Annotated in this window: 21 protein-coding genes; 17 read left to right on the forward strand and 4 right to left on the reverse strand. The window is 73.3% G+C overall.

Annotation, left to right across the window (positions count from 1 at the left end; genetic code table 11):
* Window positions 1-13 precede the first annotated feature (13 nt).
* From FVS66_RS26275 to FVS66_RS26315, 9 genes are read left to right on the forward strand one after another with little or no spacing between them, the layout of a single operon-like run.
* The gene (locus tag FVS66_RS26275) at window positions 14-1,183 is read left to right on the forward strand and encodes a pyridoxal phosphate-dependent aminotransferase (protein WP_149183704.1); all 1,170 of its coding nucleotides are present in this window, start codon (window positions 14-16) and stop codon (window positions 1,181-1,183) included.
* Window positions 1,173-2,141, forward strand: a complete 969-nt coding sequence (locus tag FVS66_RS26280) for a 3-methyl-2-oxobutanoate hydroxymethyltransferase (protein WP_149183705.1) — start codon at window positions 1,173-1,175, stop codon at window positions 2,139-2,141. The genes FVS66_RS26275 and FVS66_RS26280 overlap by 11 nt, the downstream gene beginning before the upstream one ends.
* Window positions 2,138-3,421 (forward strand): diaminobutyrate--2-oxoglutarate transaminase, encoded by a 1,284-nt coding sequence (gene ectB / locus FVS66_RS26285; protein WP_149183706.1) that lies wholly within the window; start codon window positions 2,138-2,140, stop codon window positions 3,419-3,421. The genes FVS66_RS26280 and ectB overlap by 4 nt, the downstream gene beginning before the upstream one ends.
* Window positions 3,418-4,470, forward strand: a complete 1,053-nt coding sequence (locus FVS66_RS26290; RefSeq protein WP_262387219.1) for a diiron oxygenase — start codon at window positions 3,418-3,420, stop codon at window positions 4,468-4,470. Before ectB ends, FVS66_RS26290 begins: the two co-directional genes overlap by 4 nt.
* A gap of 1 nt (window position 4,471) precedes the next feature.
* A complete protein-coding gene (locus FVS66_RS26295; RefSeq protein WP_149183707.1) occupies window positions 4,472-5,917 on the forward strand; it encodes an MFS transporter in 1,446 nt (481 codons plus the stop codon).
* Window positions 5,910-6,638 carry a sulfite exporter TauE/SafE family protein gene (locus tag FVS66_RS26300; RefSeq protein ID WP_149183708.1) on the forward strand — a complete coding sequence of 243 codons (729 nt, stop codon included), beginning with the start codon at window positions 5,910-5,912 and terminating at the stop codon, window positions 6,636-6,638. The genes FVS66_RS26295 and FVS66_RS26300 overlap by 8 nt, the downstream gene beginning before the upstream one ends.
* A gap of 28 nt (window positions 6,639-6,666) precedes the next feature.
* Window positions 6,667-7,551 (forward strand): NAD(P)-dependent oxidoreductase, encoded by an 885-nt coding sequence (locus tag FVS66_RS26305; RefSeq protein WP_149183709.1) that lies wholly within the window; start codon window positions 6,667-6,669, stop codon window positions 7,549-7,551.
* Window positions 7,548-8,813, forward strand: a complete 1,266-nt coding sequence (locus tag FVS66_RS26310; protein ID WP_149183710.1) for an ATP-grasp domain-containing protein — start codon at window positions 7,548-7,550, stop codon at window positions 8,811-8,813. Before FVS66_RS26305 ends, FVS66_RS26310 begins: the two co-directional genes overlap by 4 nt.
* Before the next feature lie 7 nt (window positions 8,814-8,820).
* On the forward strand, window positions 8,821-9,375 hold the full coding sequence (locus FVS66_RS26315; RefSeq protein ID WP_149183711.1) for a pyridoxamine 5'-phosphate oxidase family protein: 555 nt from the start codon (window positions 8,821-8,823) through the stop codon (window positions 9,373-9,375).
* A gap of 92 nt (window positions 9,376-9,467) precedes the next feature.
* Here FVS66_RS26315 and FVS66_RS26320 read toward each other — a convergent pair whose 3' ends face one another.
* Complete coding sequence (locus tag FVS66_RS26320; protein WP_149183712.1) at window positions 9,468-10,598, reverse strand: calcium-binding protein; 1,131 nt, start codon at window positions 10,596-10,598, stop codon at window positions 9,468-9,470.
* A 210-nt stretch (window positions 10,599-10,808) separates the two neighbouring features.
* Between FVS66_RS26320 and FVS66_RS26325 the strand changes: the two genes are divergently transcribed.
* Window positions 10,809-11,471, forward strand: a complete 663-nt coding sequence (locus FVS66_RS26325; RefSeq protein ID WP_316248221.1) for a 4'-phosphopantetheinyl transferase superfamily protein — start codon at window positions 10,809-10,811, stop codon at window positions 11,469-11,471.
* Window positions 11,472-11,534: 63 nt separating this feature from the next.
* On the opposite strand, the gene FVS66_RS26330 is transcribed toward FVS66_RS26325, so the two are convergent.
* Together FVS66_RS26330 and FVS66_RS26335 are read right to left on the reverse strand one after the other, a co-directional pair.
* Window positions 11,535-12,212: a phosphoribosyltransferase gene (locus FVS66_RS26330; protein ID WP_149183749.1), complete on the reverse strand. Its 678-nt coding sequence runs from the start codon at window positions 12,210-12,212 to the stop codon at window positions 11,535-11,537.
* A gap of 45 nt (window positions 12,213-12,257) precedes the next feature.
* Window positions 12,258-12,941, reverse strand: a complete 684-nt coding sequence (locus tag FVS66_RS26335; RefSeq protein ID WP_149183714.1) for a dienelactone hydrolase family protein — start codon at window positions 12,939-12,941, stop codon at window positions 12,258-12,260.
* Between the two features lie 204 nt (window positions 12,942-13,145).
* Between FVS66_RS26335 and FVS66_RS26340 the strand changes: the two genes are divergently transcribed.
* Entirely contained in the window at window positions 13,146-13,568 is a 423-nt protein-coding gene (locus FVS66_RS26340; RefSeq protein ID WP_149183715.1) for a DUF2267 domain-containing protein, read from the forward strand.
* A gap of 203 nt (window positions 13,569-13,771) precedes the next feature.
* Here the strand turns inward: FVS66_RS26340 and FVS66_RS26345 are convergent, their stop codons facing one another.
* Window positions 13,772-14,626, reverse strand: coding sequence for a helix-turn-helix transcriptional regulator (locus FVS66_RS26345; protein WP_187645703.1), 855 nt, complete (start codon window positions 14,624-14,626; stop codon window positions 13,772-13,774).
* A gap of 186 nt (window positions 14,627-14,812) precedes the next feature.
* Here FVS66_RS26345 and FVS66_RS26350 point away from each other — a divergent pair, with 186 nt between their 5' ends.
* The 6 genes from FVS66_RS26350 to FVS66_RS26375 all read left to right on the forward strand — a co-directional run bounded on the left by FVS66_RS26350 (window position 14,813) and on the right by FVS66_RS26375 (window position 20,951).
* Window positions 14,813-15,595, forward strand: a complete 783-nt coding sequence (locus FVS66_RS26350) for an SDR family oxidoreductase (RefSeq protein WP_149183717.1) — start codon at window positions 14,813-14,815, stop codon at window positions 15,593-15,595.
* Between the two features lie 108 nt (window positions 15,596-15,703).
* The gene (locus FVS66_RS26355; protein WP_149183718.1) at window positions 15,704-15,919 is read left to right on the forward strand and encodes a 4-oxalocrotonate tautomerase family protein; all 216 of its coding nucleotides are present in this window, start codon (window positions 15,704-15,706) and stop codon (window positions 15,917-15,919) included.
* Window positions 15,920-16,355: 436 nt separating this feature from the next.
* Window positions 16,356-17,102, forward strand: a complete 747-nt coding sequence (locus FVS66_RS26360) for a hypothetical protein (RefSeq protein ID WP_149183719.1) — start codon at window positions 16,356-16,358, stop codon at window positions 17,100-17,102.
* A complete protein-coding gene (locus tag FVS66_RS26365) occupies window positions 17,102-17,842 on the forward strand; it encodes an amidohydrolase family protein (protein ID WP_149183720.1) in 741 nt (246 codons plus the stop codon). Before FVS66_RS26360 ends, FVS66_RS26365 begins: the two co-directional genes overlap by 1 nt.
* Before the next feature lie 326 nt (window positions 17,843-18,168).
* Complete coding sequence (locus FVS66_RS26370; protein ID WP_262387220.1) at window positions 18,169-20,229, forward strand: RICIN domain-containing protein; 2,061 nt, start codon at window positions 18,169-18,171, stop codon at window positions 20,227-20,229.
* Window positions 20,226-20,951 carry a hypothetical protein gene (locus FVS66_RS26375; RefSeq protein WP_149183721.1) on the forward strand — a complete coding sequence of 242 codons (726 nt, stop codon included), beginning with the start codon at window positions 20,226-20,228 and terminating at the stop codon, window positions 20,949-20,951. The genes FVS66_RS26370 and FVS66_RS26375 overlap by 4 nt, the downstream gene beginning before the upstream one ends.
* Window positions 20,952-20,972: the final 21 nt, after the last annotated feature.

The raw sequence follows: 20,972 nt of genomic DNA on the forward strand, positions 1-20,972 counted from the left end.
GGAGTCACCAGCCATGCCTTCGTTCGGTCGGCCGCTGACCGAAATTCGCCCCTCGCCGCTTGTCGCGGTCGAACAGCTCCTGCGGACCCACGGACACGAGACGCCCGTCGGACTGCACCAGGGCAAGACCGTGTTCACACCGTGCGCGATCCCGCGCCCATGGGAACGCGACGAGTTCGGGATCGCGGCCCACGAACACGCGCCGCCCGCCGGAGTGCCCGCACTGCGCGGGCGCTTGGCCGACGCCGCCGCGGCACGCCGCGGCACGCCCGTCGACACCGACCAGGTCCTGGTGACCGGCGGAGCCACCCACGCCATCGCGGTGACCCTGCACGCCGTCCTGCGGCCCGGCGACGACGTGCTCGTCCTCTCCCCGCAGTGGCTCTTCGCCACCGGCCTCGTCCGGGCCGCCGGCGGGGTCCCGCGTGAGATCCCGGTGTTCCTGGAGCTGTCCCAGGACCCCGGCTTCGACTTCACCGCCGTCATCGAGGCCGCCGTCGGCCCGCGCACCCGCGCGATCTACTTCAACAACCCCAACAACCCCACCGGCTTCCGCCTCGACGAGGACCAGCTCGCCCGCCTCGCCGACCTCGCCGAGCGGCACGACCTCTGGCTCATCGCCGACAACGCCTACGAGAACTACGACTTCTCACCCGACGGGTTCCTCGACCCGGCGACCGTCGGGCGGGCCGCCGAGCGCACCTTCTCCGTCCACTCGTGCAGCAAGACCTACGCGATGCCCGGGGCCCGCGTCGGCCATCTGATCTCCCCGCCCGGCTGCGGCGACGTCCTGACGAAATGGTCGCTGCACACCCTCTACTCCGTCTCGACGGCGGCCCAGTTCGCCGCGTACGAGGCGCTCGCCACACCTCCGGAGGAGCTCGCCGCCCGGCGCGCCCGCGCCGCGGACGCCTGGCGGCTCGCCGACGACACCCTGGAGATCCCGCACACCTCCGTCTCCGGTGGCCTCTACACCTTCCTGGACCTGCGCGCCCTCGGCGACGGGGAGGAGTTCATCCGCCGCTGCGCCCGGGAGGGCGTCGGCCTCGCGCCCGGCCGGGTCTTCGGCGAGCACTGCACCGCGTGGGCACGCGTCTGCTTCACCGCCGCGCCGCCCGCGGCCGTGCGCGACGCGATCCACCGCATCAACAAGATCTACTGGGAGGGCGTCCATGAGCGCTGAACTGACCGCTCCGGCCGCCGCGGGCACACTCTCGCCCTACCTGTGGCGGTACGGGTCACCGGCCCAGCTCGGACTCAAGGTCAACGCCTACCGGGGGTACGAGATCGAGGGCCTCGCCCAGGCGCTCCGCACCCCCGACCTCGCGGACAGCCCCGTCGAGTGCGTCATGGTCGGCGACTCCTACTTCATGACTCACCTCGGACGCCCCGGCACCGTCATGTCGGGCGCCGCCGAGCAGGAGTGGGCACTCGCCACCCTGGTCGGACTGGTCGCCGAAGTACGGAAGTCGACGGACGCCGAGTTCACCGCGGCCCGCCGCCCCTTCCTCCTCGCCGACCTGCCCGACGGCGCCACCCGCGACACCGGGACCGCCCGCGCGGCCGCCGGCCGCTTCGCCGCGGCCGGCGCGGACGCGGTCAAGGTCGAGGTGGCCGGCGAGGCCGAGCTGCGCTGCGTCGAAGCGGTCGCCGCCACCGGCCTGCCCACCCTCGCCCACCTCGGCTACACCCCGCAGCTCACCCGCCTCGGCCGCCACGGCGACGCCGTCGACGACGCCATGGAGCTGTTCGCCCAGGCCCGCCGGGCCCGCGACGCGGGGGCCTGCGGCCTGATCGTGGAGATGGTCAGCGAACCCGTCAACCAGGCCCTCAGCCGCCCCCACCCCGAAGGTCTGCCCGTCTACTCGGTGTTCAGCGGCCGGGCCCGCTGGGGCGGCCAGAGCCTCAACCTGTGGGACGCCGTGGTACGGCCCGCCAAGGCCGGCAGGTACTTCCCGCCGACTCCCACCCTCGACGCCGCCGACGTGCCCACGGCGTACACCCCCGAACTCATCGCGGACCGGATGCGCGAGCTCATCCGGCTCACCCTAGCGGGCTGGTTCCCGCTCTCCCCCCGTACGGCGCTCGATCCCCGTGACTCCGCGCGGATCGCCGACACCGATCCCTGGAGCGTGTCATGACCGTCACCGAGCCGCCCCCCACCGTCTTCGACGAACTCGAGTCGGCGGTACGGACGTACTGCCGCCGCTTCCCCGCCGTCTTCGCCAAGGCGTCCGGCCACCGCATGTGGGACGAGCGGGGCCGCGTGTACGTGGACTTCCTCTCCGGCGCAGGCGCCCTCAACTACGGCCACAACCCCGCCGCGGTGAAGGCCGCCGTCGTCGACTACCTGCTCGCCGACGGACCCGTGCACGGCCTGGACCTGCACACCACCGCCAAGGCGGCGTTCCTGGAACGGTTCCGCGACGTGGTGCTCGCCCCCCGGAATCTCGACTACCGGATCCAGTTCACCGGCCCCACCGGCACCAACGCCGTCGAAGCCGCGTTCAAGACCGCCCGCCGAGTCACCGGCCGTACCGACATCGTCGCCTTCACCGGCGGCTTCCACGGTCTGTCGCTCGGCGCGCTCGCCGCCTCCGCCACCGCCTTCAAACGCGGCGCCGCGGGAGTCCCGCTCGGCCATGTCACCCGGATGCCCTACGAGGGCTATGCCGGCGACGGTGTCGACACCATCGACCTCCTGACCCGCCTCCTCGACGACCCGGGCAGCGGCGTCGACCTCCCGGCGGCCTTCGTCGTCGAGACGGTGCAGGGAGAAGGCGGCCTCTCCGCGGCGAGCCCGCGATGGCTGCGCCGGCTCGCCGACGTCGCCCGGGAGCGGGGCATCCTGCTCATCGTCGACGACATCCAGGCGGGCTGCGGCCGTACCGGCACCTTCTTCAGCTTCGAGGAGGCGGGCATCGTCCCCGATCTCGTCTGCCTCTCCAAGTCCATCAGCGGCATCGGCCTGCCCATGGCCCTCGTACTGGTCCGGCCCGAGCTCGACCAGCTCGGCCCCGGCGAGCACAGCGGCACCTTCCGCGGCAACAACCTGGCCTTCGTCGCCGCCACGGCCTGCCTGGACCACTGGGCCGATCCCGAGTTCACCGCCCGCGTCCGGGCCAACGCCGCCACGCTCGCCGGCCTCCTCGACGAGCTCGCCGTCAAGTTCGGGCACCTGGGGTGCGCCGTACGCGGCCGCGGGCTGATCCGCGGGCTCGCCTTCGCCGACGACGGCCTGGCCGACCGCGTGTCCCGGGCCGCCTTCAACAAGGGCCTCCTGGTGGAGACCTCGGGCGCCCGCGGCCAGGTTCTCAAGATCATGCCGCCTCTCGTCACCGACGAGGACGGCCTCCGGCACGGTACCGGGCTGCTCGCCGACGCGATCGCGGCGGCGACGGCGGAAGGAGACCAGCAGTGACCGTTCTGAGCGAGGGCACCCACGACGGCGGGCCCGGAGACGCGCCCGGCACCGACGACGGCCCCGGGCACGACGGCCCCGGGCACGACGGCCCCGGGCACGACGGCCCCGGGCACGACGACTTCGGGCACATCGACGAGTCCGTACTCCGCCGGATCGCCGACTCCTGGCCCCGGCGCGCCACCATCCGCACCGACCTCGACCGGATCGCCCAGCCCGAGGAGTACGACGAGTCCCTCCCGGACTATCCCGAGCGGCTGCTGCCCTTCGCCGACCACCCGCTGTACCTCGCCGCCGCACCCGAGCAGCGCCGCCGCGTCCTCACCCTGGCCTGGCTGGTGTACAACGAGCGTGTCATCGCGGCCGAGGAGTACGTCGCCAACCCCACCTTCGCCATGATCATGCACGGGGCCTTCCCGGGCGCCGACGGCGTCCATCTGAAGCGGGCCGTCCAGCAGACCCATGTGGACGAGGTCTGGCACACGTACATGCACATGGTCGCCATGCAGCGCACCCGCGAGGTCCGCGAGGTGACCAGTGAGCCGCGCTACCCGCACACCGTCACCTACCGCAGGCTCCTCGAAGCGGAGGCCCAGGCGCCGGAGCAGTGGGAACGCGACCTGCTGAAGCTGGTCTGGACGACGGTCTCCGAGATCAGCGTCAACGCCTACCTGGAACTCCTCTCACGCGACGAGACCGTGCAGCCGCTGCACGCGCTCGTCCCCCGGCTGCACGCCAGGGACGAGTCCGCGCACTCCTCCGTGATGGTCGAGGTCGCCAAGGCGCTGTACGTGCACCTCAACAAGGAGCAGCGCACGGCGTTCGCCGACCACCTCCCGAAGGCGCTGCATGCCTTCGTCGCCCAGGACTTCGACGTGTGGCCGGGCATCCTCCGGCACGCCGGCATCGAACGGGCCGACGAGATCGTCGCGGACTGCCGCGCCCAGGCGGGCAACGGACTGCTGGTACGTGACTTCTCCGGCATCCGGCGCATCGTCCGGGAGATGGAGCTCGAGGACGTCGTCGAGTTCGACTTCGGAACGGAGTGACATGAGGTTCCGCCGCCTCGCTGCGGGCGGTGAGCGACTGGCCACCGCCTCGCTCGTCCAGTCGCTCGGCATCGGCCTGTTCATGGCGAGCTCCATGGCGTTCTTCACCCGCCAGGTCGGCCTGTCGGCGACGCAGGTGGGCGCGGGCCTCGCGACCGCGGGGGCCGTGGCGCTCGGCGTATCGCTGCTCGGCGGCGAACTGGCGGACCGGTACGGCGCGCGGCGGGTGCTGGCGTCCCTCTACACCACCCGCGCGGTGTGCTGCGCGGCGTACGCCTTCGTGACGGCCTTCTGGCAGTTCATCGCCGTCACGCTGGTCGCGATCGCGGCGGACCGTACGGGCCCGCCCGTCCTCCAGGCGCTGGTGGCCGGCACCGTCACCGACCAGCGGGAGCGGACCAGGGTCCTCGCGGTCGTCAACGTCGTACGGAACGTCGGGCTCGGCGTGGGCGCGGTGGCGGCGGGCGCGGCCCTGGTGAGCGACACCCTGCTCGCCTACCAGATCACGCTGGGGCTCATCGGGCTCGCCTTCCTCGGCGGCGCGGCGCTCGTACTGCGGATACGGGAGGGCGCGCGCCCGACGGCCGCCGAACGGGCGGCGAAGGCGACGGCCCGGTCGGTACTGCCGTATCCCCGGTACCTGGTGCTGACCGGGCTTAACTTCCTGCTCACCTTCTTCGACGCGCTGCTGCTGGTGGCCATGCCGGTGTGGGTGCTGGAGTACACGGACGCGCCGCGGGTCATGGTCTCCGTCCTCTTCGCGGTCAACACCGGCCTCGTCGTGGTCCTCCAGATCCCGGTCAGCCGGCTCGTCGAGGGTCTGCGGCGCACCAGCCGGCTGATGACGCTGGCCGGTGCGGCGCTGGCCGTGTCCAGCCTCTGCTTCGCGGCCGCGGGCGGGCTGGGCGGCGCGGGTGGTCCGGGCGGCGCGGACGGCGCGGGAGGAGCGGGCGACTGGTACGCGATCGGCTGGCTCCTCGGGGCCGTGGTCGCGCTGTCGCTGGGCGAGGTCATGGCCAACTCGGCGAGCTGGGAGCTGTCCATCGCGCTGGCACCGCCGGCGTCGCGCGGCCGCTATCTGTCGGTGTTCAACCTCGGGCTGTCCGCCGAGCGGGTGCTCGGGCCGATCGTCGTCACCGGGCTGCTCCTCGGCTCGGGCGCCGTCGGCTGGATCGGCGCCGGGGCGGTGTTCCTGCTCGCGGGCGTCGCCGGCGAGCGCGTCGCACTCGCCGCCGGCAGCCGTGCCGGGCTCGCCGTCGACCCGGCCGGCGGGCCCACCGGGGCCTTTGCCGCCGAACCGGCGACCGGTGCCGGCTCGGGCCCGGCCACCGGTCCCGCCGCCGGTGCGGGCGCGGGTTCCGCCGCCGGGCCGCGCGCGGGTTCCGCCGCCGGGTCCGGTGCGGGTTCCGCCGCCGGGTCCGGTGCGGGGGAGTCCGTCGATGCCTGACGTACTCGCCCTGGTCTTCGCGGCGGTCGCGGTCTTCCTGGGCTCGCTGGTCCAGGGCAGCATGGGCGTCGGACTCGCCCTGGTGGCCGCGCCGGTGGTGCAGGTCGCCGACCCGGGGCTGATGCCCGGGGCGGTGCTGCTCGTCGCGTTCGTCCTGTCGGTGCTCGGCGCGGCGAGGGAGTTCGGGTACGCGGACTGGCACGGTGTCTCCTGGGCGCTGGCGGGCCGCGTCGCGGGCACCCTGGCGGCCGCCTGTGTGATCTCGGTCGTGTCCGGCTCGGTACTCGATCTCCTCACCGCGGGTATCACGCTCGCCATCGTGGCGGTGATGACACTCGACCCGGCGCGCGTCCCGATGAACCGGGCCACCCTCATCGCCTCGGGTGCGGCCGCCGGCATCACGGGCACGACCTCGTCCATCGGCGGCCCGTTCCTCGCGCTCGTCTACCACCGGGAGCCGGGCCCGACGACGCGCGGCACCCTCTCGGTGTTCTTCGCCGTCGGGACGCTGCTCTCGCTCGGCGCGCTCGCGGCGGCCGGCCGGCTGCCGCACGGGCAACTCGTCGCCGGGACGCTGCTCATGCCGGCCATGGCCGCGGGCTTCTGGCTCTCCGGACCGCTGCGCCGCCATGTCGAGGGGGAGCGGATGCGCAAGGGCGTGCTCCTGATCGCGGTGGCCGCCGCCGGCGTACTGATCACACGCAGCCTGATCGGGGCGTGACGTGCAACCGAAGGGAACACACGGAGGAATGGTGCAGAACAAGCGTGTGGGCTTCGCGGGACTGGGCTCCATGGGCGGCGGGATGTGCCGCCGCCTCGCGGACCGCGGATTCGAGGTGAGGGCCTTCGACGTCGATACGGACGCCCTGCGGCGCGCGGGAGAGCACCCCGGCGTCGACGCGGCGGTGGACGTCCCCGGCCTGGCCGCCCCGGTGATCGTCACCATGCTGCCCGACGGCGGGGCCGTACGGCAGGTGGCCGACGTGCTCCTGCCGAAGCTCGAACCCGGTGCGCTGATCATCGACACCGGTTCGTCGGCCCCGTCCGACACCCTCGAACTGGGCCGCACCGCCGCCGGGTTCGGTGTCGCGGTCGTGGACGCCCCCGTCTCGGGCAGCCCCGACGCCGCCCGGTCGGGGGAACTCACCCTGATGGCCGCGGGTGACTCCGGCGCCCTGGACCGTGCCGAGGCGGTGCTCTCCGCGCTCGGCCGGGTCCACCGGGTCGGCCCGGCCGGCGCCGGGCACGCGCTGAAGGCGCTCAACAACCTCCTCTCCGCGGTGAATCTCGCCGCGGTCGCCGAAGTCATGCTGGCCGGGCGGGCGTTCGGCCTGGAGCCCGCCGTCATGCTCGACGTGATAAACGCCTCCACCGGCCGCAACCACGCCTCCGAGACCAAGCTCCCCGACCATGTGCTGACCGGCACGTTCGACTCGGGCTTCGCACTGCGGCTGATGCTCAAGGACATCAGGATCGCCACCGCCCTCCAGGCGGAGGCGGGCGGTCCGGCGGCCTTCGGCACGGCCTGCCAGGCCCTGTGGGAGAAGGCGCGGGCCGAACTCCCCGCCGGAGCCGACAACGTCGAAGTGATCCGCTGGCTGGAAGGCGCGGCGGGACGGGAGCTGCGGGCATGAGCGAGCCCAGGCGTATCGCGATCGTCGGAGGCACCCCGGCCGCCCTGAAGAAGGCGCGTGCCGCGGGCTTCGACGTGGTCTGGATCCACAACCCCCGCGAGCTGGCCGCCGCCGGCCTGGAAGAGGCCGCCGAGGCGCTGCTGACGGACTACCGCGAGCCGGCCGCCGTCGCGGAACTACTCGCCACGGTGCACGCCCGCCGCCCCGTCGAACGGGTCGTCTCCATGATCGAGGACGGGCTGGAGACGGCCGCTGCCGCGACGGCCGCGCTCGGGCTGCCCGGCGCCGGACTCGACGTCGTACGGGTCCTCCAGGACAAACTGGCCTTCCGCGCACTGCTCGACGAGCGCGGGGTGGACGCGACCGCCGCTCGGATCGGCCACACGGAGCGCGATCTGCGGGACTTCGTCGAGGCACACGGGCTCGCCGTGATCAAACCCCGCTACGGCTCCGGAAGCATCGGGGTCCGCATGGTGCACGGCCCGGACGACGTCCCGGAGGTGGCGGCCTGGGCCGCCGAGTTCGGGCTGCACACCTTCCTCATGGAGGAGTACCTGGAGGGCCCGGAGATCAGCGTCGAGTCCTTCTCCTTCGCCGGGAAGCACACGGTGCTCGCGCACACCGCGAAGGAGACCCTCGACTCCTTCGTCGAAGTCGGCCACGTCCAGCCCGCCGGTCTCGCCCCGGCCCTCGCCGCGCAGGTCGACGACCTCGTCGTCCGCATGCTCGACGCCGTCGGCCTCCAGGACGGCCCGTCCCACACCGAACTGAAGCTCACCCCGGACGGGCCGCGGCTCGTGGAGTCCCACAACCGGCGCGGCGGCGACCGTATCGCCGACCTCGTCCACGAGGTGTACGGCATCGACATCGACGCGCTCGCCTATCTCTGGTACGCGGGCCGCACCGAACCCGTGGCGCCGGGCGAGCCCCGGTGCGGCGCGGCCATCCACTTCCTCACCGCCGAGCCGGGTGTTGTCGAAGCCGTCGAAGGCGCCGACGCCGTGCGCGCCGACCCGTACGTCGTGGACCTGCAGATCGGCGTCTCGCCCGGCGACACGGTACGGCCCATCGCCTGGTCGTACGACCGCTCCGGCCTGCTCATCGTCCGTGGCGCGGACGCCGCGGACGCCCGTGAGCGGGCCCGCGAACTCGCCTCCCGCATCGACATCCGAACCGGACCGGCAGGGCCGGAACCGGACTTCCGTCCCATCGCGTCGGTGGCCCCCCGCCCCGACCGGCTGGTCGGCCCGGCAGAAAGGTGAACCGCCCATGGGCAAGCTCTACGAGGCGCTGACCCCCGGTCTGCGCACGTTCATCGAGGAGGCCCCGGTCTTCTTCGTGGCCACCGCTCCCCGCGCGGACGAGGGCCGCGTCAACGTGTCGCCCAAGGGCGGCATGGACACGCTCCACATCCTCGACGACACGACGGTCGCCTACCTGGACCTCATCGGCTCGGGAGCGGAGACCATCGCGCACATCCGGGAGAACGGGCGGATCACCCTGATGTTCTGCTCCTTCACCCACCGCCCCAAGATCCTGCGGCTGTACGGCCGGGGACGCTGCGTCTTCCCGGACTCTCCCGAATGGGGCGCCCTCGTCGGCCGCTTCGGCAGCCATCCCATCCCCCGCTCCGTCGTCGTGGTCTCCCTCGACCGGATCGCCGACTCGTGCGGCTTCACGGTCCCCGAGATGACCCTGGTCGGGGAACGGGACCTCCAGGACAAGTGGGGAGAGCGCAGGACCCGGCCGGAGCTGGAGGAGTACATGCGCGAGAAGAACTCCCACAGCATCGACGGCCTCCCGGCCCGGCCGCACCTCGACTGACCTCCGGCGGACCGGCCCCGGGCGACGGCGTACGGCGCGGGCCGCTGTCAGGACCGAGAAGTACGGCGCGGGGGAGTGCCGTCGGCTGGTCGTCAGACCTCGCAGCGCGTTTCCACGCCCGAGCCCGCCTCGCCGTCGCAGTCGTCTGTGCCGGCCTCGCCGTCGAGGTAGTCGTTCGCGGGGCCGCCGCGGATCAGGTCGTCCCCGTCACCGCCGCTGAGACGGTCGGAGCCGCCGGCCGAACCGGCCGACGCGAACGTGGCGTTGTCGACGTTGTCGCCGGCCAGCACGTCGTCACCACCCCGGCCCTGGATCAGGTCGCGGCCGGCGGTGGCGCCGGCGGGGTCGCTGAACGCGCTGTCGCCCGCCAGCATGATCTCGTCGGCGGAGCCGCCCAGGATGCGGTCGTCGCCGGAGCCGACCGCGGTGCCCCCGGAGGCGTGGTGGTCGCCCACGGCGAAGAAGCCGCCGTCCTCGCCCAGGTCGATGAAGTCGTCCCCGCCCGCGCCGACGGCGTCGCCCACGATGGCCCAGCTGTCGCCGGTCGCGTCGCCGAAGTCGCCGGGCCCCTCACGCAGAATGTCGTCGCCGGCCCCGGTGGCCTGGTAGAAACCGACCGAGTCGCCGACGAGGCTGTCGTCGCCGTCCCGGCCCTCCAGTACGTCGTCGGCTCCACCGGCCGCGTGGTCGCCCCGGGCGTCGCCCACCAGGAAGTCGCCGCCCGGTCCGCCGTCGAGGGAGTCGTCGGCGGCACCCGAGGCGGCGCCCTGGACGGCATAGCCGTCGCCGATCAGCTGGTCGGAGCCGCCACCGCCGGACAACCGGTCACGCCCGGCGGGCCCGGTGACGTCGCCGGTCCTCGCCGCGTGGTCGCCGACGAGCAGATCGTCGCCCTCTCCGCCGGTCAGCTGATCGTTCCCGGCGCCGCCGACGAGCCGGTCGTTCCCCGCCCCGCCGACGATCACGTCGTCGCCGCCCTCGCCGCAGATCACGTCGCTGCCCCCGCCGCCGTCGATCCTGTCCGGCCCCGGCGTGCCGACGATCACGTCGTCGCCCGGCGTGCCGGTGGTGCCCGCGGTGGTGGCGGTGGCCCCGAAGCACGAGCGCTGCTGGGCCCCGGCCTCGGTGGCGCCGAACCCGACCAGCGCGGTGGCGGCGAAGACCTGGACGCAGACGGCGAGAACGCCCCGGCGGCCGGGTCCCCTCCCCTGCTGTCGCTGCATGCTGCTCCCTGGGTGTGCTGGTGTCACTGCCGCGTGATCCTTTCCAGCACCCCGGGCGGCCCGCGCCGCGCCACCAGGGTTTTCATCCGTTCGGATACCGATCGGGATACTGATCCGACGAGATGTGCGCGTGCCCGCGGACCTCCTTGCCGCTCGGGCGGCCGCGGCATAGCGTGATCGAACTGACCGCGTGCCATGGGGGAGGGGTCCGTGATCGACAAGCTGCTGCCGTCGGCGGTGTCCGTAGCCGAGGCGTTCCACGACCCGCCCGGTCTGTCGCTGCTCGGCGCGGAGGCCGAGGAGGTGAGCCGCGCGGTCGACAAGCGGAGGCGGGAGTTCACCACCGTCCGCTGGTGCGCGAGGCGCGCGCTCAAGGGCCTGGGCATCGGGCCCGTACCCGTACTCCGAGGTGAGCGCGGCGCCCCGGTGTGGCCCGCCCGCGTCGTGGGCAGCATGACGCACTGCGACGGCTACCGGGGGGCGGCCGTGGCCCGCGACTCCCAGGTGCGTACGGTCGGGATCGACGCCGAGACCCATCTGCCGCTGCCCGGCGGCGTCCTCCACCTTGTCGCCCTGCCCTCCGAACAGCGTCACCTCGCCGAACTGGCCGACACCGATCCCGGCATCCACTGGGACCGGCTGCTGTTCAGCGCGAAGGAGTCCGTGTACAAGGCGTGGTTCCCCCTGACGCGCCGGTGGCTCGGCCATGAACAGGCCGAGATCACCTTCGGCGCCGACGGCACGTTCGCCGCCCGGCTCCTCCTCACCGACCCTCAGATCCCCGCCGAGGGCTTCACCGGCCGATGGGCCGTCGAACAGAACCTCCTCGCCACCGCCATCGCGGTCCCCACGGGCCCCGGCACGGAGACATGAGAGCCACTGCGGGCCGGCGGGCCGTCCGGGTTCCGTACGGCGGTCCGGGCGCCGCCCCGGTGCTCACCGGTGCCGGGCCGGCCTGAGGCGTTCCGGGATCGAGAGGGATCGCAGCAGGTGCAGCACCTCGTCGTCGGAGACCTGGTCGAAGTCCTCGTACCAGAGCCCCACCGCACGGAAGTCCGGTGGCTGGGAGAGGCAGACCAGGTCGTCCACCTCCGGGCGAAGCTCCGCGGCCGCCCGCCGGTCGCCCACCGGGACGGCCAGGATCACCCGGGCGGGCTCCTCGTCCCGCAGCAGATGTACCGCGGCGCGGGCCGTCACCCCGGTCGCCAGTCCGTCGTCCACCAGGACGACCGCCCGGTCGCGCAGGTCCGGCGCCGGGTGGCCGCGCCGGTAGAGCGCTTCGCACCGGTGCACCTCGTTGCGTTCGCGCGCCACGTCCGCGCCCAGCTCGTCCGGCGTGATGCCGAGCATCCTCAGCGCCCGCTCGTCGAAGATCGGCGGCGCCTCCCCGGCGATCGCCCCGATGCCGACCTCCGGCTGACCGGGCAGGCCGATCTTCCGCGCGACCAGTACGTCCATGGGCGCGCCCAGCGCCCGCGCCACCTCCGCCGCCACCGGGACACCGCCCCTCGGCAGGGCGAGTACGACCGGGTCGGGCCACGCCTGCCCGATCGCCAGCTCGTGCACCCGCTCGCCGAGCCGCCGCCCCGCGTCCCGCCTGTCCTCGAACCGCAGCTCCTCCATCGCAGCCTCCTCACGACCCGGCTCGGGGCGGGGCCGTCACATCCCGATCGGCCACGGCTGGCCGTCGAAGGCATCGTCCCCCGGCCGCCGGAACCACGCCCGCGCCGCGCGCGTCACATGCTCCAGCGCCCCCGGCTCCTCGAACAGATGGGTCGCGCCGGGCACGATCTCCACCCGGTTCGCCACCCTCAGCCGCTCGGCCGCCTCCTGGTTCAGCCGCAGCACCTCCGGGTCGTTCCCGCCGACGATCAGCAGGACGGGCGCCGACACCCGGGGCAGCGCGTCCCCGGCCAGGTCCGGACGGCCGCCCCGCGACACCACCGACTGCACCCGGACGGGCCGGTCCGCCGCCGCCCGCAGTGCCGCGGCCGCGCCCGTGCTCGCGCCGAACAGCCCCACCGCCAGCTGCCGCGTCGCCGGCTCGTCGGCGAGCCAGTCGATGGCGGCCACCACCCGGGAGCCCAGCAGGTCGATGTCGAAGCGGTGCTCCGCCGTCATCAGGTCCCGGCGTTCCTCCCGCTCCGTGAGCAGATCGATCAGCAGTGTCCCCAGCCCAGCCTGCTGCAGCGCCCCGGCCACCGCGCGGTTGCGCGGACTGTGCCGGGAGCTGCCGCTGCCGTGCGCGAACACCACCAGGACCGGCACCGACGTGGGCAGCGCCAGATCGCCGCGGAGCGCGGAGCCGTCGATTGCGGGTATGACGACCTCTTCCAGAATCACAACGGCCTCCTCCTCGTGGTTGTGGCCGTCCGGCGGGCCGACGGCCGAGCCACCGGCCCGCCGGGGCGGACGTGCGCCGTTCCGTCCACATACGCGGGACGGGTGCTCCCCGCCCGCCCGGGCAAACGTGAGGGACCGCCCCGAACGGGTACCGGGAACGGGGAAGACGAGGACCGAGCACGTCGCGTACGTACAGGAGACGTCATGGACCACGACACGTTCATCGGACAGGTCCAGCACCGCGCCCACCTCGACAGCCGGGGCGCGGCCGAGACCGCGACCAGGGCCACGCTGGAGACGCTCGCCGAGCGCGTACCGGCCGGTCTCGCGGACAAGCTCGCCGCGCAGCTGCCCAGAGAGGTCGGGGAGAACCTGCGCCGGGTGGCCACCGCCCCGGACCAGCCGACGACCGGGGTGCACATGAGCAACCGCGAGTTCTTCGACCGGGTCGCCCAGCGTGCCGGGGCGAACACCGCCAAGGCCGCGCACGAGGCGCGCTGCGTCATGGAGGTAGTCACCGACGCCACCCAGGGCACCCTGACGGACAAGGTCCGCCAGTCCCTGGACCACGAGCTGGCCGACAGTCTCTTCGCCGGCAGCAGGGGCAGCCAGGCAGGCGGCACCTGACCCACAGGCCGACCGGCCCGCACACGCCCGGCGCTCGCCGCCGCCGCGCCCGCCGCCCGTACGAAGTGCCATCTCGTACGCCATGCAGTGCCGTGGCGGGGCGCCGGCGGGTGCACACCAGGAGCTGTCCGGGCCGCGACCCGCCTGTCATCGCGTCGATGTGGGCGAAGCCGGTCGGCGGGCCAGTCGCCCTTCCGTGCTCTTCATGCGGGCGTCGAGGCCGTCATGTCTTGCGTGCCGACGACAGAGAGCAGGCTCAGCCGGGCCGCGCCCTCGGTGCCGGGCGGGGCGCTGAACCACAGCAGGCGCTGGCGTCCGTCCTCGCTGAACAGGCTGTTGCAGTCCAGCTCGATGACGCCCAGGGCGGGATGGACGATGCGTTTGTGGTCGGTTCGCCGGAGGGCGACATCGTGGGTGTCCCAGAGGGTGGCGAACTCCCGGCTGTGTGCGCGCAGCACGGCCACCATCCGGCTCACCTCCATGTCGCTGCCGCGTCGGGCGGCGACTGCCTGGAGGTCGGCGACGAAGACCCGGGAGTGGTGGGGGTGGTCCTCGGGCGGATAGAGGGTCCGGGCCTCGGGCTCGGTGAACCAGCGGTGGACGAAGCTCGCCCGGGGACCGCGCAGCGCCGGGGGCCGGCCGACGAGCGCGGCGGCCAACGGGTTCTGGACGAGGGTTTCGTGCAGGTCGGTGATGACCTGGGCAGGGGTGGTGGAGAGCTGGTCCAGCAGGCCGAGAAGTCCGGGCTGGACATGCGCGGCCGGGCCGTGCGCCGCCGGGGGGACCGGCCGGTCGGCGAGGTGGAACAGATGGTCGCGCTCGTCGCCGTTCAGCCGCAGCGCCCGGGCCAGCGCGGCCAGGACCTGTGCCGAGGGCCGGGCGCCGCGTCCGCGTTCCAGCTCGGTGTAGTAGTCCGCGGACAGCCCGGCCAGGTGGGCGACCTCCTCGCGCCGCAGACCGGGCACCCGGCGCCGCGGGCCGGTGGGCAGGCCGACGTCGGACGGGCGTATCCGGTCGCGCCGGGACTTGAGGAACGCAGCGAGTGCGGAATGGTTCACGTCTCCTATCGTCGCGCGCACCGGCGGGCGCGAGCCAGGGGACGGCAACCCCTGGGTGGCCACAGCCCTGGCTGAGGCGGGCACCCCGAACCACTCTGGAGCCACGAGCGGGGCACCGCACCGGCGCCCCCAGCCATGATCAAGCGGTCGTGGCATCGCCCTCTGGCACCTCTCGCAGGAGTGTTCATGTCTGTCCAGGAATCCGCGGACCGCTACGCCACGTCCGATCCCCGCGCCGACCGGCCCCGCGTCGCCATCGTCACGGGCGGCTCCCGCGGGATCGGCCGCGAGACGGTGCGCCGGCTCGCGGCCGACCGGTTCGCGGTCCTGATCGGTTACGCGGCCAACCGCGAACTCGCGGAGGCCGTCGTCAAGGACGTAGCCGCCGGCGGCGGCAGGGCGATCGCCGTCCGGGCGGACGCCGCCGACGAGCAGCAGATCTCCGCACTGTTCACCACCGCGGAGGCCGAGTTCGGGGGCGTCGACGTCGTCGTCCAGGCGGCCGGCCGGGCCTTGCTGGCGCCCATCGCCGAACTGGACCTGGCGGAGCTGGACGCGCTCCACCGCACCAATATCCGCGGGACCTTCGTCGTCGCCCAGCAGGCGGCGCGGAGGCTCCGCGACGGTGGCGCGGTCGTCACCTTCTCCTCGTCCGTGGTGGGTCTGGCCTTCCCCGGCTACGGCGCCTACAGCGCCGGCAAGGGCGCCGTCGAAGCACTCACGCTGATCCTCGCGCGGGAGCTGCGCGGCCGGGACATCACCGTCAACGCCGTGGCCCCCGGCCCCACCGCCACCGATCTGTTCTTCGAGGGCAAGGACGAACAGACCATCGCCCGGCTGGCCGCCCAGCCCCCGCTGGAGCGCCTCGGGACCCCCGCCGACATCGCCGAAGTCGTCGCCTTCCTCGCCTCCCCGGCCGGCCACTGGGTCAACGGCCAGGTCATCCGTGCCAACGGCGGCATCATCTGACGACCGCGGCCCGGTGCACGGTGTCGGCACCGGGCCGCTCCGCCCCCGGACCCCGGCCCGCCCACCGCAGGCAGCTTCCCGTAACCACGTGTCGAAAAGAGAACCACCATGCCGTTCGCGAACTTCAAGGTCCCTGCCGGAAGCCTCGACGAGAAGCAGAAGGAGACGATCGTCACCCGTACCACCGAGCTGTACGTCGAGATCTACGGCGAGCGCGCCAGGGCCAACACCATGGTCCTGGTCGAGGAGGTCGTCGACGGCGGTTGGGGCATCGGCGGCGACGTCCTGACCCTGGCCATGCTCCAGCAGCCCACCGAAGACTGACGACCAGGATGATCCAAGGCGTGTCGGTAAGACGGCCGCCGGCACCGCCCCGGCCCGAAGCGGGCCGCCACCCGGCCGGTCGGATCGGGGACGGCGATACGGCCGTCGATCACGATGGTGCCGGGGCCGTACGCCCAGGGCATGACCTTCCCAGCCTGGCTGCCTCCACAGAGAGTGGGCCGGAACCTCCGCGCGGTCCCGCGTACGCCCGGTTCTCGCGCACGCCCGACGCTCCGCGCCACGCCGCCCCGTCCCGCCCGGCGTGATTGACGCCCCCTCACCGCCGTTCTAGTTTCGGCCCAGGCCACAAATACCCGCTGACGAGAGGACTGTCCCCGATGTCGCGACGGGCAGGGTTCCCCGGAATGTCCGCTCCACGCCGGTCCGGACCTGTCGGGGGACGGCGGCGCGCCGCCGGGCGAGGGGCGGCTGCCGCGTGAGCGGGTCCTACGCATGGCTGGAGCCCACCCCCGAGGAGCGCGTCGGCTGGGACGTCGACGTGTTGTACGGGCCCTGGCCCCGGCACCACCGCGACAGCGGCCTCGCCGAGGTGCGGGCGCACCTCGCCGCCTCGCCCGTCGCCGGGGCGCTCGCGCTCTCCACGCGCGGGCCGCTCTTCGACGACGCCGGCGGGAACGCCGAGACGGTGCGCGACCTCGCCGGCTGTCCCGAGCTCCGTCCCGTCGGTACCGTCGACGTGCGCGACGCGCTCACCGCCGAGGCCCGCCTCGACGAACTCGCCGCCGCCGAGGTGCGGTTCCTTCGGCTGTTCACCGTCGACCAGGCCGCCGAGCCCGACTTCCCCGGCTACCGAAGGACCGTGCGGCTGGCCGTGGAGCGCGGCATGGTGCTCCTCCACGACGGCGACCCGCGCCGCTTCGGCCCGCCCCTCACCGGTCACGGAGCCGATGTCGTCTTCCTGGACCTGCACGCCTACCTCCTCGCCGACTTCCTCCTCCTCGCCCGCGACGAACCCGGCTTCAGGGCCACCACCCGCATGCTCTCCGGCCCCGACTCCATCGAACGCGTCGTCGAGTCCGTCGGCGCCCGCCATCTCGTCTTCGGCTCCCGCACACCCTTCATGGACATCTCCCCCCAGACGCTGAAGCTGCGCTACGCGGGCATCACGGCCGACGACCGGGACGCGATCGCCACCAGGAACGTCGAGGAGCTGCTCGTCTGATGCCGATCATCGATGTGCACGCCCATGTGGGCCGCTGGCAGTTCCATCTGACGGCGGGTGATGTCGAGAACAACCTTCGCCAGATGGACCGGTACGGCATCGACATCCAGCTCGTCTCCGCCTCCGAGGCCGTCGTGTACGACGCCGTCGCGGGCAACGCCGCCCTGTACAAGGCGCTCGCCACCCGGCCCCGCCTGCACGGCTATGCCGTCGTCAACCCGAACCGCATCGACGAGAGCGCCGCCGACCTGCGACGCTGCCTCGACACCGGCCGGTTCGTCGGAGCGAAGATCCATACCCACTATCCGGGCCGGCTGCCCGGCTCCCGCGAGATGGCCGCCGCCTTCGACCTGGTCGCCGAGGCGGGCGTACCGCTCCTTCTGCACACCTGGGGCCCCGAGGTCGCCCTGCTGCCCGAACTCGTGGACGCCAGGCCAGGCTTGAGCGTCATCATGGGGCACGCGGGCGGCGAGTCCTGGCGCGAGGCGGCGCACGCCGCGGCCGCCTGCGACCGGCTGTACCTGGAGCACTGCCGTACCGCCACCGACGCGGGCCGCATCGCGTACGCCCGGGAGGCCGGCGTCCCCGTCGAGCGCATCCTGTTCGGCTCCGACGCCACCCTCATCGACCCCTGTGTCTCGCTCGGCGTGATCCGCGACGCCCGCTTCACCCCAGAGGAGCTGGAGCGCGTCCTGTGGCGCAACGCCGCCGAACTCTTCGGACTTGTAGTGCAAAGCTGAACCACTTCCTCCACGGGCTGTAGTCGCTGCATTTCGACGGGTGAGTAATTCCGCTGACAATTTTTCAAATAGCCCGCACGTACATCTCGATTGAGTAACGACATCCTTGGGCGGGGCTGGACCATGCGCCAGCTATGCGCGTAACTCCCTTGCTCTGTAGGCAAATTGAATGTTCGTCAATTTGACACGTCCGGTAACGGAACGGACTCGTTCCTCTGGTCTCGGTTTGCCGGAATTCTCCGCTCATTCCATCTGGCAGGCTTCCGCGCACCGTCCTCTGACCAAGGACCAAGGAGAGGTGCACAAACGTGTCCGGACGTCGAAGAATGAAGAAGACGCACAGCCGGAAGCCGCGCCGACTGATACTCGCGACCGCCGCGGTGGCCGTCATGGCGACCGTCGGCGGACTGGCGTACCAGGGGGTGTACGGGGCGGCTGAGGCGACCGCGGATGGGAACGGCCCGCAGGCGCTCGCCCAGCCCGCGGCGGCCTCGCCGAGCGTGGCGCCCGAACCGGCGGCCGAGCCCGCCCGCGACAAGAAGCCGGAGCCCATCACCAAGGCCCCGAAGGGCGATCCCGGCAAGGGCCTCGTGTACAAGGGCCTCAAGCCGGCCCCCGAGGACGACGACTGCGAGGGCGTCTACCGCACGACCGGCGGCCACTGCACGCACGGCCCCGACGCCCCGCCGCCCGGTGTCGACATCAAGAAGGACACCCCGCCGGCCGTCAAGGCCGCCGTCCCCGCCGAGGACCCCACCAAGGCGCCGTCCACCGAGTCGGAAGAGGCCCCGGCCGCAGGACAGGCCGCGCAGGCACCCGCCCTCGACGCGGCGGCCCCGAGCGCCGCGCCGCCCGCCGCCGCCTCCACATCCGGCACCCGCACCGCCGCCGCCAACGGCCCCGCCGGGCAGACCGTGCAGTGCGAAGGCGACGGCACCACCGGCAACCGCGTCCAGGTCGTGTACGTCCACGCCCCCGGCCGCGACCGGTACGCCCAGTACCTGCCGTCCTTCCGCAAGTGGGCCGCCGACGCGGACCTGATCTACTCCGAGAGCGCCAAGGACACCGGCGGCGTACGGCACATCCGCTACGTGACGGCCGCCGACTGCACGCCCACCGTGCTCAACATCGAGGTCCCGGCCTCCGCCCTGGCCGAGTTCAGCGCCACCAACCGCGCGCTCGCCGGGAAGGGCCTCAACCGCCGCGACCGCAAGTACATGATCTTCGCGGACACGCAGGTGTACTGCGGCATCGGTACCTTCGCCGGCGACGAGCGGCCCGGCCAGAACAACCTCAGCAACTTCGGCCCGTCCTACGGCCGTACGGACTCCGGCTGCTGGGGCGGCCACACCGCCGCCCACGAGCTCGGCCACAACCTCGGAGCGGTCAACAACAGCGCCCCGAACACCAGCCGCGGCGCCCACTGCACCGACGAGTGGGACGTCATGTGCTACACGGACAGCCCGTACTACCCGAAGATGCGCACCGTCTGCGCCGACCGCGGCTACGAGAACCGGCTGGACTGCAACCACGACGACTACTTCCACACCAACCCCAAGCGGGGCAGTTACCTCGCCACACACTGGAACATCGCCAACAACCAGTTCCTCATGGGTCACAAGGGCAACAGCCCGAATCCGGACCCGGACCCGCGGCCCACGCCCACCCCGACGCCCAGCCCCACAGGTGGCAGCGGCATCGGCCCCGACGTCACCGTCGGCCAGATCGCCCAGGACTCCGCCGTCGTCAGCTGGCGCGCGGCCGCCAACGCCGCCTGGTACCAGCTGTACCTCAACGGCAAGCCCATCGGCTGGATCCAGGGCACCAGCGCCCGCGTCTACAACCTGAGGCCCGGCACCGCCTACTCGGTCGCCGTCTCCGTACGGGACACCGCCGGCCGCGACAGCCGCGTGGGCCGCGCGACCTCCTTCCGCACGACGGGCGGGAACGGCGGGGCCACCCCCACGCCCGGCACGCGCTACCTGCTCGCCAACGGCGCCACCGGCAACGCCGCCGAGGTCTGGGGCGGCCGCACCGCCGACGGCACCGTCCTCGTCGGGTCGCAGCGCAACGGATACGCCCAGCAGCAGTGGTACTTCGACGACGCGGGCAACGGCTACACCCGGATCCGGTCCGCGGTCTCCGGCAAGTGCCTCCAGCCGGGGGGCAGGGCGGAGCCCGGCATGTGGGTCGGGCAGCAGCCCTGCCGCTCGGTCGAGTCCCAGCGGTGGCGGATCAGCCGGAGCGGCAGCAGTGTGACGGTGACCGCAGGCGACAGCCGGTACGTGCTGGGCGTCAGCAACCGTCCGTACTACGGCTCGTGGCTCATCGAGCTGCAGCACGCCTCGGGCGGCGCCGCGCAGGCGTGGACGGTCCAGAAGCCGTGACCCGCACAGCACGTCGCGTCCGCGATGTCCCGTCCGTCCGACGCCCGGCGCTGCGCGCGGCCCTGGCCGCCGTCCTCGCCGGACCGGTCCTGTGGCTGGCCGCCCCCGGCGGCGCGCACGCCCACGGCGGCGGCCTGCAGGTCGACATCACGGGACAGTCGTTCGGCCATGTGGCGGCCACGGTGACCTGGGCGGACGACGGTGACCCCGTCGACGAGCGGGTCGCCGCCACGGTGAACGCCGTCAGCGGCGACGGGGGTACGGCCCTGGGCCCCTGGAGACTGGTCCGCGCCCCCGGCACACCGGCCGGCTACACGACGGCGGAGGCGCTCCCTCCAGGCCGCTGGAAGGTCACCGTGGAGGTGGGCCACCCGGCCCTGGGCCGTGCCGAGGGCGACATCACAGTGTCCCCGGGCACCCCCGCGTCCCCGTCCGCCGGCGCGGGCCCCACCGGCTCCGGTGCATCACCGGAGCCGGCCGGGCCGGGGACCTCGGCACCCGCGACGGGACCCGCGGACTCCGGCACCGGCCCGGGCACCGATTCCGGCTCCGGCTCCGCCGCGGCGTCCCCACCGGTCGCGGACAGCGCCGCCCGGGACGGCGGAACGTCCGTCCCCGTCGTGGTGGCGGCCGCGACAGCCGTGGCAGCGGTCTGCGCGACCGGCCTCGCCCTCGCCCGCCGCGCCCGGGCGGCGAAGTCCGCCCGCGCGAACGGCCGGTGACCTGAGCGCGCCACCGCCACG

It is taken from the genome of Streptomyces sp. TRM49041, assembly GCF_008271805.1.
In the GTDB taxonomy this organism is placed as follows: domain Bacteria; phylum Actinomycetota; class Actinomycetes; order Streptomycetales; family Streptomycetaceae; genus Streptomyces.